The sequence below is a fragment of the Pseudarthrobacter sp. ATCC 49987 genome (genome assembly GCF_009928425.1).
GTDB lineage: Bacteria > Actinomycetota > Actinomycetes > Actinomycetales > Micrococcaceae > Arthrobacter.
This window is the reverse complement of the sequence record NZ_JAABNS010000001.1, coordinates 2220914-2234356: the sequence shown is the minus strand read 5'-3', so window position 1 is coordinate 2234356 and position 13443 is coordinate 2220914. Positions and strand designations below refer to the sequence as shown.

11 protein-coding genes and 1 pseudogene are annotated in these 13443 nt (G+C 67.7%); 6 read left to right on the top strand and 6 right to left on the bottom strand.

The window, feature by feature from the left end; all coding sequences use genetic code 11:
• Window positions 1-78 precede the first annotated feature (78 nt).
• The 4 genes from GXK59_RS10510 (at window position 79) to GXK59_RS10495 (ending at window position 2905) form a co-directional block, all read left to right on the top strand.
• Complete coding sequence (locus GXK59_RS10510) at window positions 79-609, top strand: RNA polymerase sigma factor (RefSeq protein WP_202129109.1); 531 nt, start codon at window positions 79-81, stop codon at window positions 607-609.
• On the top strand, window positions 585-1328 hold the full coding sequence (locus GXK59_RS10505; RefSeq protein WP_160666590.1) for a hypothetical protein: 744 nt from the start codon (window positions 585-587) through the stop codon (window positions 1326-1328). The genes GXK59_RS10510 and GXK59_RS10505 overlap by 25 nt, the downstream gene beginning before the upstream one ends.
• A gap of 35 nt (window positions 1329-1363) precedes the next feature.
• Window positions 1364-1852, top strand: coding sequence for an 8-oxo-dGTP diphosphatase (locus GXK59_RS10500; protein WP_160666588.1), 489 nt, complete (start codon window positions 1364-1366; stop codon window positions 1850-1852).
• A gap of 159 nt (window positions 1853-2011) precedes the next feature.
• Window positions 2012-2905, top strand: a complete 894-nt coding sequence (locus GXK59_RS10495; protein WP_160666586.1) for a hypothetical protein — start codon at window positions 2012-2014, stop codon at window positions 2903-2905.
• 93 nt (window positions 2906-2998) lie between these two features.
• On the opposite strand, the gene GXK59_RS10490 is transcribed toward GXK59_RS10495, so the two are convergent.
• From GXK59_RS10490 to GXK59_RS10475, 4 genes and pseudogenes are all read right to left on the bottom strand, one after another.
• The gene (locus GXK59_RS10490; protein WP_160666584.1) at window positions 2999-4138 is read right to left on the bottom strand and encodes a bifunctional 2-methylcitrate synthase/citrate synthase; all 1140 of its coding nucleotides are present in this window, start codon (window positions 4136-4138) and stop codon (window positions 2999-3001) included.
• A 64-nt stretch (window positions 4139-4202) separates the two neighbouring features.
• On the bottom strand, window positions 4203-5105 hold the full coding sequence (gene prpB / locus GXK59_RS10485; protein ID WP_160666582.1) for a methylisocitrate lyase: 903 nt from the start codon (window positions 5103-5105) through the stop codon (window positions 4203-4205).
• Window positions 5105-6625: an MmgE/PrpD family protein gene (locus GXK59_RS10480; RefSeq protein WP_160666580.1), complete on the bottom strand. Its 1521-nt coding sequence runs from the start codon at window positions 6623-6625 to the stop codon at window positions 5105-5107. The genes prpB and GXK59_RS10480 overlap by 1 nt, the downstream gene beginning before the upstream one ends.
• A pseudogene (locus GXK59_RS10475) lies at window positions 6621-7282 on the bottom strand (GntR family transcriptional regulator); the annotation flags it as partial. The pseudogene GXK59_RS10475 and the gene GXK59_RS10480, both read right to left, overlap by 5 nt.
• A 175-nt stretch (window positions 7283-7457) precedes the next feature.
• Between GXK59_RS10475 and GXK59_RS10470 the strand changes: the two are divergent.
• A complete protein-coding gene (locus GXK59_RS10470) occupies window positions 7458-9359 on the top strand; it encodes an acetate--CoA ligase (protein ID WP_160669095.1) in 1902 nt (633 codons plus the stop codon).
• Here GXK59_RS10470 and GXK59_RS10465 read toward each other — a convergent pair.
• Both GXK59_RS10465 and GXK59_RS10460 read right to left on the bottom strand, forming a co-directional pair.
• Window positions 9356-10075, bottom strand: coding sequence for a response regulator (locus GXK59_RS10465; RefSeq protein ID WP_160666576.1), 720 nt, complete (start codon window positions 10073-10075; stop codon window positions 9356-9358). The two genes, GXK59_RS10470 and GXK59_RS10465, sit on opposite strands and share 4 nt — an antisense overlap.
• Window positions 10072-11784 (bottom strand): sensor histidine kinase, encoded by a 1713-nt coding sequence (locus GXK59_RS10460; RefSeq protein WP_160666574.1) that lies wholly within the window; start codon window positions 11782-11784, stop codon window positions 10072-10074. Before GXK59_RS10460 ends, GXK59_RS10465 begins: the two co-directional genes overlap by 4 nt.
• Window positions 11785-11922: 138 nt before the next feature.
• On the opposite strand from GXK59_RS10460, the gene GXK59_RS10455 reads away from it, so the two are divergent.
• Window positions 11923-13278 (top strand): cation:dicarboxylate symporter family transporter, encoded by a 1356-nt coding sequence (locus GXK59_RS10455; RefSeq protein ID WP_160666572.1) that lies wholly within the window; start codon window positions 11923-11925, stop codon window positions 13276-13278.
• The last annotated feature ends 165 nt before the right edge of the window (window positions 13279-13443 follow it).

The window sequence follows — 13443 nt, the reverse complement described above, 5'->3', positions numbered from 1 at the left end:
CTGACAAGTGTAAGAAAAAGCCCTTCACGCGACACTTAGTCTTCAGGAAGAAGTCATCCGATGTCCGGGGGAAGTACCATGTTGGCTGCCAAAGAGCAGGCGTTCATTGACCTGCACACTCAGCATTCCGCGCGGGTATACCGCTACATTGCCTGCCGTATCAGTGAACGGCACCGTGCCGAGGAACTTGCTGCGGACGTCTTCAGAATTGCCTGGGAAAAGCAGGTGCCGGAGCCGCCCGGCATCGGCTGGCTGCTGGCGTCCGCGCGGCACGTGATCGGCAATGAGTACAGGGGACGACGCCGCGCCCAGGAACTTGTCGAACGGCTGAAGGATGAGGCCCGCAGCCAGGTCCCCGGGTCAAACACAGAAGAGCGGGCCGCCGTGGTGGAGGTGCTGGTGCGGCTCAGGGAGCGGGACCGCGAGGTCCTGATGCTCAGCTACTGGGACGAACTGACCTCCGCAGAACCAGCCCAGACCCTGGGGTGTTCCCCTTCGGCCGCTGCGGTCCGTCTGCACCGGGCACGGCGGGCCTTCGCGAATGCAGCGCCCCCACATCTCATGACCGAACGGAAGGACTATCCATGGACCGCATCGAACAGCTCATGAAGGATGCCAAACCACAGGTGGGAGCACCGGACACAGCCCCGGGAAGCGCCTCCGCCCGCTCGATCGTATTTTCCACGGATCCAAACGTTGTGAGCACGACTGGGGGCGCTCCGGTACGGCGCTTTGGCGTGCGGACGGCGGCCGCGACGTTAGTAGCCGCCGCGGCTGTCGTTGGGGCCCTCCTTGTTGGCGGCAACCTGATGCTGCAACCTGCGCCCGGGCCGGCCCAAACGGGAACTCCGGCGCCCTCTGCCAGCCCCGCGCCGAGTGCCCCGGATGCGCCCACGCCCGCCGCCTCTCAAGCGGGGACCTCCGCCGGAGCCCTGAGCACCGGCGGTGTCGACTGCACCATGGCCAACGTCGACCAGCAGCGCAACGACCAGGAACGGGCCATCAAAGCGATTCCGGCCGCCGAGCATGCCTATTACACCGTGCTGGGTTGTGCAGATGGTTGGCTCGCCTATTCCATCTCCGACGACGGTGTCCGGGCACTCCAGCTCGACGGCGGCAACGCCTGGTACCTGATGGCCAAACTGCAGAACGGGCGGTTCCTCTCTGACTACCGGCAGGAGTGGTCCAGCGTCTTCACCTGGGAGTTCCAGGCGCTGAACAACCAGGGCCTCACGCCGCAGCAGGCCATGGATAAGGAATTCGTGGAAAAGGGGATTCCGGTCGGGCTGCGGCCGCAGCTGGTCGGCGACGGTCCGGCGGCCGGATAGCGTCGGCATCCGGCGCCAGCTATAGGCTTGCATTCATGGCTTCCACTCCTGTCACACTGTGTTTCCTGCTCCGCGAAGCGGGCTCCGGCACCGAGGTGCTGCTGGGGCTGAAAAGGACCGGGTTCGGCACGGGCAAGATCGTGGGGGTCGGCGGCCACGTCGAAGTGGGGGAGAGCGACGCCGAGGCCGTGGTCCGCGAAGTCTGGGAAGAGGCCGGAGTCATCGTCCGCCAGGAGGATCTGGCGCACGCCGGCGTCGTCGAGTTCATCTTTCCCGCCCGGACCGAGTGGAACATGTCGTGCAGGCTGTTCACTGTCCGGCAGTGGGAAGGCGAACCCGCCGAGAGTCCGGAGATCACGCCCGAATGGTTCGACGTCCAAGCGCTGCCGCTGCACCGCATGTGGCAGGATGCGGAGCACTGGCTGCCTCCCGCGCTGGCAGGTGAAACGATCGACGTCGTCGTGGTCCTGAACGAGGACAACGAAACGGTGGCTTCGGTCCGGTATCCCGCCCAGCCGGGGTGAGCCGGGCCCCACGCCGACACATTCCGCGACTCGACATCGCGGGGCGGGGAATGCCGCGGCCGGGGGAGTAGCCTGAGGCTCGAACATTGCGCCGCGGCGGTCCACGCACTTCCAGTGGTCCCCGGCCAGCGGCACACGGACCTTTAATGGGGGCAGGGCATGGGCTCAGGCAGTCACGACATTCCGGGCAGCGACCCATATGACGACGAACCGGCGAGCGACGCCGGGAGACGCCGGCGCTGGCCCTGGGCGGCCGCCGTCGTTGCCCTCGCCGTGGCGGCCGTCGCCGGCGGCGTTGCCGTGGCCGGCACCATGGGGTCCGCGGACCCGGCCCCCGCGGCCGGTTCGACGGCCGGAGTGGTGGCGCCTACAGCTTCCGCCCCGCTGACGACGGCGCCGTCGCCCAGCGTTGCGACGTCGGCACCCGTGCCCCCGCCGGCGTCCGCAACGTCCGGGACCGCCACGCCGCCACCTTCCTCCGGGGCCTGGCGGACGTACACCAGCCCCGACACGAAAGTCAGCTTCGACTACCCGGGCTCCTGGAGTGTTGCCACTCCAGCCGGGGCGTTCGGTGCCGAGGCCGTGGATGTTGACGTCGCGAACGAAGCCGGTGTGGTGGTTGCGTCGCTGCACCTCGGGCCGTACGGCGGACTCGGCGGCGCCTGCCAGGGCGCGGTTCCCTACACGGTTCTGGATGTGGTCGAAGTCAGTCTTCCGTACCAGCCTTCGAAGGGGTCAGTCACGCCGAGGTTCGCCTTCCGGGCCCTCCAGGAAACGGGGCAGGTCACGGCGTCCTTCGGACTGACCAGCACCCTGGCCGGGCAGGACGGCACCACCTGCATGTTCTACAACGTCGTCAACGGCCCTGCCGAGACGCCGATGTACTCCTTCGCCGACGCCTTCCAGGTCATAGCCGGAGGCACGGAGGAAGTCGCCAACCGCCAGGGTGCCAAGACGTTCCCCTCGATGGACGCCGCCCGGGCCTACATGCAGACCCCCGAATTCGTGAACGCGAAGCGCATGATCACCTCGCTGAAGATCAGCGCGGGCTAGCGGCCGTCTCCCCAGTCAGCGCCCAGCAGCAAAAGGCGGGCCGGCCACCTTTACAAGGTGACCGGCCCGCCGTCGTACGTAGTGTCCTGCAGGCTACGCCAGGTGCCGTTCCTCCACGCCGTTGTAGGCGCTCAAGGGGCGGATCAGGGAGTTCGAGTCCAGCTGCTCCATGATGTGCGCGGTCCAGCCGGTGATGCGGCTGGCGACGAACAGGGGAGTGAAGGTCGGGGTGTCGAAGCCCATGAGGTGGTATGTGGGTCCGGCCGGGTAGTCGAGGTTTGGCTTGATCGCCTTGGCCTCGTCCATCGCCGACTCCAGACCGTTGTATAGCCCCAGCAGCTCCGGCCGGCCGTAGTGCGCGATCATCTTGTCCAGGGCGGCCTTCATGGTGGGCACCCGGGAGTCTCCGTGCTTGTAGACCCGGTGGCCGAAGCCCATGACCTTCTTCTTCTGCGCCAGGGCATCCTCCATCCACGCCTTCGCGCGGGTGGCGGCCTCGTCCAGCGACTCCTCCGGACGGATGCCGATCTCGTCGAAGGTGTGCATCACGGCCTCGTTCGCGCCGCCGTGCAGCGGGCCCTTGAGCGCGCCGATCGCCCCGGTCACGGCCGAATGCAGGTCCGAGAGGGTCGAGGTGATCACGCGGGCCGTGAACGTCGAGGCGTTGAAGGAGTGTTCGGCGTACAGGATCATCGAGACGTTGAAGGCCTCGACGACTTCCTGGACCGGCTCCTCGCCGAAGGCCATCCAGAGGAAGTTGGCCGAGTAGTCCAGGTCCCCGCGGGGCTCCACCAGCTCCTGGCCGTGGCGGCGGCGCTGGTCGTAGGACACCACCGCCGGCATCGCAGCGAACAGATCCGCGGCCTTGGCCATGTTGGCCTCGCGGGAGGAATCCTCAGCGAGCGGATGCCGGGCGCCCATGACTGAAGCTGCCGTGCGGCAGACATCCATCGGGTGCGAGGTGGTCGGCAGCGCATCGATGACCTGCTTGACGACCGGGTCCAGCGCCCGGCCGGCGCGTTCGCGGGCCGTGAACTCCGCCAGTTGCTCCGGCGTGGGCAGCTCGCCGTTCCAGAGCAGGTAGGCGACTTCCTCGAAGCTGCACTTGGCGGCCAGCTCCTGCACGGGATACCCGCGGTAGAGCAGTGAATTGGTGTCCGGGTTCACCTTGGAGACCGCGGTGTAATCCACCACGACGCCGGCGAGGCCCTTTTTGATCTCTTGTTCAGCCATGCTGAAACTCCTTTGTTCCTGTCGCCTGTTGAGCCGGCCGGAGCCGGAAGTCCGATGCGGGGGCTTACTGACCCGGGATCTGGAAATTGAAAACCCCGGTATCGAAGCTGTTGTAGGCCTCGTAGTCGACGAGGTCATACAAACGCGCCCGGGTCAGCATGTTCCCGACCTGGGCCTCCTGGGTACCGTCAGCCTTAATCGATTCCAGCGTACGCTCCGCAGCGCCCATGGCACTACGGAGCAGCGTCACCGGGTAGATGATCATGTTGACCCCGACGCCGGCGAGCTGTTCCACCGTGAACAGCGCACTCTGGCCGAACTCGGTCATGTTGGCCAGGATCGGCACGTCGACGGCGTCGCGGATCGCCTGGAACTCGCTGAGGTCCTTCATGGCCTCCGGGAAGATGGCGTCAGCCCCGGCCTCGACCAGCGCTTTGGCGCGGTCCTGGGTGGCCTTGAGGCCATCGGTGGCACGGATATCCGTCCGCGCCATGATCAGGAAGTTAGGATCCCGCCGGGCATCGGCCGCGGCCCGGATGCGCTTGGTGGCGGTGTCCAGGTCCACGACGTTCTTGCCGTCGAGGTGGCCGCAGCGTTTCGGGTTGAACTGGTCCTCGATGTGGAGGCCGGCGAGGCCGGCGTTCTCGAGTTCCTGGACCGAACGGGCGACGTTCATCGGCTCGCCGAAGCCGGTGTCGGCGTCGACGATGCTGGGCAGGTCCGTCATCCGGGCGATCTGCCCGGCGCGGGTGGCCACCTCGGTGAGGGTGGTCAGCCCGATGTCCGGCAATCCGAGGTCATTGGCCAGGACGGCGCCGGAGATGTAGACCCCGGCGAAGCCCTTCTCCTCGATCAGCCGGGCAGAGAGCGGGTTGAACGCGCCCGGGAACTGCTGGATCGTGCCGGATGCCAGGAGTTCGCGGAAGCGGATCCGCTTCTGCTCCGGCGTGACCTTCGAATACAGCATTAGAAGAGTCCCTTCGGTGCGGCGGCCAGATCGATCACGCCGTCGGCGGCCTTGATGTTGAGCTGGTCCAGTTCCCCGGCGGCCAGCTCGGGCAGGCGGGCCGCGGCGGCCAGGAAGCGGTCGATTTCCTCTTCGGCCACGAGGCCGGCGGCGAGGGTGCGGAACTTGTTGACGTACTGTTCCCGCGCGAACGGCCGGGCGCCCAGCGGGTGGGCGTCGGCGACGGCGATCTCGTCAGTGATGACGGTGCCGTCCTTGAGCGTGATGACGACCGTGCCGCCGAAGGCCTTCTCGGCGATGTCGAGGGAGTGGTAGCGGCGGGTCCATTCCGGATCCTCGACGGTGGTGACCTTGTGCCACAGGTCCACGGTGTCCGGGCGCGCGGCGCGCTCCGGGGCGTAGGAATCGACGTGGTGCCAGGCGCCGTCCTGCAGGGCGACCGTGAAGATGTACGGGATGGAGTGGTCCAGCGTTTCGCGGCTCGCCGTGGGGCTGTACTTCTGCGGATCGTTGGCGCCGGAGCCGATCACGTAGTGCGTGTGGTGGCTCGTCTTGATCAGCACGGACTCCACGTTGGCCGGGTCGGTGACCTCCGGGTGCTCGCCGTGGAGCTTGCGCGCCAGGTCGATCCACGCCTGGGCCTGGTACTCGGCCGAGTGCTCCTTGGTGTAGGTGTCCATGATGGCGCGCTTGGTTTCGCCGGGCGTCGGCAGCGGCACGGTGTAGGAGGCGTCGGGGCCGTCCAGCATCCACGCGATCACACCGTCTTCGCCTTCGTAGATCGGCACGGGGGAGGTCTGGCCGCGCATGGCGCGGTCCGCGGACTCCACAGCCATCTTGCCGGCGAACGCCGGGGCGTGGGCCTTCCAGGTGGAGATCTCACCCTTACGGGACTGCCGGGTTGCGGTGGTGGTGTGCAGGGCCTGGCCGATGGACTGGAAGATCGTCTCGACGTCGAGTCCCAGCAGGGTGCCAATGCCGGCGGCGGCGGACGGGCCGAGGTGTGCGACGTGGTCGATCTTGTGCTTGTGCAGGCAGATGGCCTTGACCAGGTTGACCTGGATCTCGTAGCCGGTGGCGATGCCGCGGATCAGGTCCTGGCCGGTGGAGCCCACGTGCTGGGCGACGGCGAGGATCGGCGGGATGTTGTCGCCCGGGTGGGAGTATTCCGCGGCGAGGAACGTGTCGTGGTAGTCCAGTTCACGGACGGCGACGCCGTTGGCCCAGGCCGCCCATTCGGGCGCCGCACGATCTTCGATGCCGAAGACCTTGGAGCCCTTGCCGCCCGTGGTGGGGCCGTGGGTCAGCGCCTGGGCGCGGGCCGCGACGATCGGCGCGCGGTTCAGCGAGGCAATCGCCACCGAGGCGTTGTCGATGACCCGGTTGATCACCATGTCGGTGACCTCGTCGGAGACGGCAACGGGGTCCGCGGCCACCTTGGCAATCTTGAAGGCGAGCTGGTCCTCGCGGGGCAGGTTTTCCTCGCTCTTGTAAACGCGGACGTGGTGTTCCTTGACCATGGTGCTCCTTAGTTAGTGAGGTACGTGGGTGGCTTTGACATGGGAAAGACTGCGGTGCAGGTGGAGCGTCGTGGCGGCCTCGGCCAGCCGGGGGTTGCCGGCGGCGATCGCCTCGGCGATGGCGGCGTGCTCGGCTGCGGCGGCGGTGAGCCGTTCGGCGTCGTCGGCGGCCAGCCGGCGGACCCGGACCAGATGGACGCGCAGGCTGCGCATCGCCTGGGCGAGGTAGGAATTGTGGATTGCGGCGTCGATGGCTGCGTCAAGCCGTCCGACCAGGCCGTAGTAGTCGTGCCGCGCGGGATCCTCGCCGCTGATCAGCGCCGGTGCCCGGCGCAGTTCGTTGCGGAGCTGTTCGAAGGTGGCGGCGTCGCCGCGTTCGGCGGCCAGCGCGGCAGCCTTGCCCTCAAGGGTTTCGCGCAGTTCGAAGAGTTCGTCGATGTCCTCCAACGAGATGTCAGTGACGACGACGCCGCCGCGGCCGCCCGTCGTCGTCGTCAGTCCCTCCGCGGTGAGCCGGCTCAGGGCCTCCCGCAGCGGGGTGCGGGAGATGCCGAGCCGTTCGGACTGCTCCACTTCCGCGAGCACCGTCCCCGGGAGGAGGCGCCACTCGATGATGTCGTCGCGCAGGGCCGCATAGGCCTTGTCGCTCGCGCGCATCCTGACTCCTTCGTTGGCTGACGCTGTCCAGTGTATACACGCAAGGTCCATTTGCCCAGCATTTGCCTAATATTGGCGTTCGACTGGGTGTCTGTGTATACACAAGCCTTGTGCCGGCCGCCCCGGCGGGGCTACCATGAGCTCCATCACATTGTCGTGGACGGGACTCATTTTCATGGTTACCAAGAACTACCGGGACAGCTACACACGCAGCCTGGATACGCCCGAAGCATTCTGGCTGGAAGCTGCCGGGAAGATCTCGTGGACTACCCCGCCGCAGCATGCCCTCGATTCCAGCAGGGCACCGCTGTACGGCTGGTTCCCCGACGGCGTGCTCAACACGTCCTACAACGCGCTGGACCGGCACGTGGAGGAGGGGCGGGGCGGTCAGGATGCCCTGATCTACGACTCCGCCATGCTCGGCATGCAAAAGCGCTACACCTACGCCGAACTGACGGACCTCGTCGCCCGGTTCGCCGGGGTCCTGCGCCGCCAGGGCGTCGGCAAGGGCGACCGCGTCGTCATCTACATGCCGATGATCCCCGAGGCAGCCATCGCCATGCTCGCCACGGCCCGGCTCGGCGCCGTCCACTCCGTCGTCTTTGGCGGCTTCGCCCCCAAGGAACTCGCCGCCCGGATCCGCGACGCCGCCCCTGCCGCGGTGGTCACGGCCTCCGGCGGCATCGAGCCCTCGCGCCGGATCGAGTACCTCCCCGCCGTCAAGGAAGCCCTCGCCCTGGCCGGCACGCCCGACACTCCGGTCCTGGTCAAGGGCCGGGAAGGCTTCGCCTCCTCGGTGGCCGACCACGCCGGCTGGCTGGACTGGGAGGCCGAGATGGCCACCGCCGCGCCGGCCGCCCCGGTTGACGTCAAGGCCACTGACCCGCTGTACATTCTCTACACCTCGGGAACCACCGGCGCGCCCAAGGGCGTCGTGCGGGACAACGGCGGCCATGCCGTGGCCCTCAGCTGGACCCTTGAGAACATCTACGACATCGGCCCCGGCGACGTGATGTGGACGGCGTCCGACGTCGGCTGGGTGGTGGGGCACTCCTACATCGTCTACGGCCCGCTGCTGGCCGGCGCCACGACCGTCATCTACGAAGGCAAGCCCGTGGGCACGCCCGACGCCGGCGCGTTCTGGCGGGTCATCCAGGACCACAAGGTCAACGTGCTGTTCACCGCGCCCACCGCCCTGCGGGCCATCCGGAAGGCCGACCCCGAGGCCGCACTGCTCGGGCAGTACGACATTTCCAGCCTGCGCACCCTGTTTGCCGCCGGTGAACGGCTGGACACGGACACCTTCCACTGGGCCTCCCGGATCCTGGGAGTCCCCGTGGTGGACCACTGGTGGCAGACCGAAACCGGCTGGGCCATCTGCGCCAACCCGCGGGGGCTGGACGGGCTGCCGATCAAGGCGGGCTCGCCCAGTGTGCCGATGCCCGGCTTCAAGCTGAACATCGTCGACGGATCAGGCGACGACGTCGAGGCCGGGACCGAAGGCAACATCGTCCTGGCGCTGCCGCTGCCGCCGGGCACGCTGACAACGCTCTGGGGCGACGACGAGCGCTACATATCCTCCTACCTCCAGGCGTTCGAGGGCTACTACGCCACCGGCGACTCCGGCTACCGGGACGAGGACGGCTACCTCTTCGTCATGGGCCGCACCGACGACATCATCAACGTCGCCGGCCACCGGCTCTCCACCGGCGCCATGGAACAGGTGATCGGCCAGCACCCGGCCGTGGCCGAGTGCGCCGTGATCGGACTCGCGGACCCGTTGAAGGGCCAGCGACCCAGCGGCTACGTGGTGCTGAAATCCGGGGTCGATGTGCCCGAGGAGATCCTGGTCAAGGACCTGATCGCCCTGGTCCGGCGCGACATCGGCGCCGTCGCGGACTTCAAGCACGTCACCGTGGTGGAGGCCCTGCCCAAGACCCGATCCGGGAAGATCCTGCGCAAGACCATGCGCCAGATTGCCGACGGCGAGGACTACGTGGTGCCCTCGACGATTGAGGACTCCGGCGTAATCGATCAGCTCATCGGGACCTTGCGGCCCGGGGCGGTCGGGGCCTAAGCCCCCGCCCGGGTCCAGCGGTATTCGTTCTCCGGCCGCCCGGGCGCGCCGTAGCGTGCCGTCCGGGAGACGGTGCCGGCGTCGGCGAGGTATTCCAGGTAGCGCCGTGCGGTCACCCGGGACATGCCCAGCGCGTCCATCACTTCGCTGGCCGACACTGCCCCGGACTGCCGCTTCATGAAGTCCTGCACCGATTCCAGGGTGGACACGGCCAGCCCCTTGGGCAAGGGCAGCTCCGAGGGGGCCCGCAGGCTCGCGAAGGCCTGATCCACATCGCTCTGCGACGCACCGGGACCGGCCTGTCCGGCGGCGGGGGAGGCCAGCTGCTGCCGGAAGAGCCGGTAGCTGGTGAGCTTGTCCGCAAAGGTGGCAAAGGTGAACGGCTTGATCAGGTACTGGACCACCCCGGTGGCCACCGCGCTGCGGACAATGGTCAGTTCCCGGACTGCGGTGATGGCGATGATGTCCGCGAACAGCCCCGCGGCACGCATGCGCCGGGCGATGTCGAGGCCGTGAAGGTCCGGCAGGTTCATGTCCAGCAGCACCAGCTCCACCGGGGTGCCCGCCGCCGCGAAGTCCGTCATCAGCCGGAGCGCGGACTGTCCGTCCGGGGCGGAGCCGGCCAGCGTGAATCCCTCCAGCCGGCCGACATAGGCGGCGTGGGCTGCCGCCGCAATGGGCTCGTCTTCGACGACGAGTACACGGATGTCGGTCATAGCTGTCCCTCTGTGGTCAGTGATGCAGACGGCGATGCCGCTGTTGATGCCGGCATCGATGCAGCCGAAGCCGTTGGCAGCGTAACGCGGAACAGCGCCCCGGCCGGGCTCGTGATTGTCATGGTACCGCCGAGCCGCTGCACCGCCTGGCGGACCAGGGCCAGGCCGAGTCCCCGCCCGAACGGCCCCGGAGTCTTGGTGCTGAAACCATGCCGGAAGATGTCCTCCACGGCCTGCGGGTCGATCCCGGGCCCGCTGTCCTCCACCGTGATCGCCAGGGACCCGGCGGATGCTTCCACCGTGAGCTCCACGAGTTTCGGGGCCGGAGCCTCAGCCGCGGCGTCGATGGCGTTGTCCAGCAGGTTGCCCAGGATCGCCACGAGGTCCTGCACGGCCAGGCCGGTCACGGCGGACGGTCCAGTCCCGTTTCCCACGGTGTTGAGGGTCAGTTCGACGCCGCGCTCGTGGGCCTCGGCGGCCTTTCCCATGATGAGGGCACCGAGCACGGGCTCGTCGATGGAGCTCACCACGTCATCGGTCAGCCGCTGGCTCAGCTCGAGGTCCTGGGTGGCGAAGTCCAGCGCTTCAGGGCCGCGTCCCAGTTCCATCAGGGAGACGATCGTATGCAGCCGGTTGGCGTGTTCGTGGGTCTGGGCGCGCAGGGCATCGGAGAGGGTGCGCATGGTCTCCAGCTCGCTGCCCAGCGATTCGATCTCAGTGCGGTCGCGGATCGTGGCCACGGTCCCGTAGACGTCCGGGGTTGCGCGGCCGCCGGCCGGGCCGGGCCCGACGGCCGGTCCCTGGTTGACCACCAGGATCCGCGGGCCGGTCAGGTGGATCTCGTCCAGCGCGGTCCGGCCCGACTCGAACAGCTCCCGAAGGCTGGGGTCCAGCGGGAGCTCGGCGAGCGACGGCGCCTCCTGCCGGCCGCCGTCGGCCGATGCACCTCCGACGTCGGACGAGAGCGGTGTGAGTCCGAGCAGTACGGCGGCCTGGTCGTTGTACATGACGACCTTGCCCTTGGGATCGATCAGGATGACGCCTTCACGGACCGAGTGGAGCACCGATTCGTAGTAGGCGAAGAGCTGGGCGAGCTGCTCCGGGCCCCAGCCCCGGGTGACCTGGCGGAGATACCGCCCCAGCAGCCAGGACGCCACCGATCCGCCGGCGAGCAGGGCCAGCCCGATGGCCACCAGCGCCGGCAGCCTGCCGGAGACGGCGATGTCCACGGTGCGGACGGTCACGCCGGCCGCCACCAGCGCCCGGACCGTGCCATCCGCATCCTTGACCGGGGCGATGGTGCGCACCGAGGGGCCGAGAGTGCCGGCCGTCATCTCGGTGAACACCCGGCCCTGGAGGGCGGCATCGATGGAGCCGATATACGGCTTCCCGAGTTCCTCCTCCCGGGGATGGGTCCAACGGGTGCGGTCCGGGGCCATGATCGTGATGAAATCCGCGTCCGCGTCCGCCATCACCTTCAGGGCATACGGCTGCAGCAGGGCGGTGGGATCTGCGGCGCCCGCCGCACCCAGCACGAGGGGATTATCTGCCACCGCAGTCGCGACGGCGGCCATCCGCCGGCCGGCTTCGTCATACGCGTGGTCGCGCGCGTCAACGAAGGTGGCGGTGCCGACGATGGCCGTCAGCGCCAGCATAAAGAGCAGGTGGGCCACAAACAGCCGTCTGGCGATGCTCCAGCGGTGGATCATCAATACCTTCCATGACCAATATGAACGCAACGGTGATGCGCGTCACTGAATCCCCAATGATGGTGGAACACGCAGAACGGACGCGAAAGGCCCACAGCCTGTGCCGCACCGACGTCCAGCCTATCCAAGGAGAACATCATGACCTCTCAACGAGGAGAGTCAGCGGCGCTGGCCGCGACACCGGTCAAGAAGCGCAAGCGGCTCGACAAGTCCCATTATCTCTACATCGCGGTCATCGTGGCCGTCGTCCTCGGCGCCCTGGTCGGGCTGATGTTCCCCGAGGCGGGCAAGTCCCTGAAGCCGCTGGGCGACGGGTTCATCAAACTCATCAAGATGATGATCGGCCCGGTCATCTTCTGCACCATCGTCCTCGGCATCGGTTCCATCGCCAAGGCGGCCACGGTCGGCAAGGTCGGCGGCCTGGCACTGGGCTACTTCATGGTGATGTCCACGTTCGCGCTGGCCATCGGCCTGGTCGTGGGTAACCTGATCCACCCGGGAGAGGGCCTCAAGCTCGCCCCCTACGACCCGAACAAGAAGGCGGCCACGGACAGCACGGTCGACTTCCTGCTGGGCATCATCCCGGGCGACATCCCGGTCCTGCCGACCCTTCTCGCCGCGATCCTGGTCGGCTTCGCCCTGCAGCGGATGGGCGCACAGGGCGCTCCGATCCTCAAGGCCGTCGGCTACGGCCAGGCCCTCGTGTTCCGCATCCTGGTCATGATCATGTGGCTGGCCCCGGTCGGAGCCTTCGGCGCGATCGCCGCCGTCGTCGGTGCCACCGGCGTGCAGGCCATCTTCAGCATGGCGACCCTGATGGTCGCCTTCTACGTCACCTGCGCCTTGTTCATCGTCGTGATCCTCGGCGGACTGCTCAAGATCGTCGCCGGCGTCAGCATCTTCCGGCTGATGAAGTACCTGGGCCGCGAGTACCTGCTGATCTTCTCCACTTCATCCTCCGAAGCCGCGCTGCCCCGGCTGATCGCGAAAATGGAGCACCTCGGGGTGTCCAAGCCGGTCGTTGGCGTCACGGTCCCCACCGGCTACTCCTTCAACCTCGACGGTACGGCCATCTACCTGACGATGGCTTCGCTGTTCGTGGCCAACGCCATGGGCACTCCGCTGGACCTGGGCGCCCAGGTCTCGCTGCTGATCTTCATGATCATTGCCTCCAAGGGCGCCGCAGGCGTCACCGGTGCCGGCCTGGCCACGCTGGCCGCGGGACTCCAGGCGCATGCGCCGCAGCTTCTGGGCGGCGTGGGCATGATCGTCGGCATCGACCGCTTTATGTCCGAAGCCCGGGCGCTGACCAACTTCACCGGCAACGCCGTGGCCACCGTGCTGATCGGCACCTGGGTCAAGGAGATCGACGGCGGACAGGTCGAGCGTGTCCTCTCCGGCAGCGAGCCCTTCAACGAACTGACCATGATCGCCGGACACGGTGCGCCTGAGGAGGAAGCGGCTCCGGAAAAGCCGGTCCTGGCCAACGCCTAGGCCGCCGCACCCCCGCCAGTTACTGGCCAAAACCGCCCGGACGCCGGCCAGCGTCCGGGCGGTTTTTCGCGCCACGACACCAACCTTCGACTTCTACCAGAGGGTTGAGGCTCAAACAATGGCCGCTGTCAAGGTCCGCGGAATACCGTGTCGGGCGCTGTAACC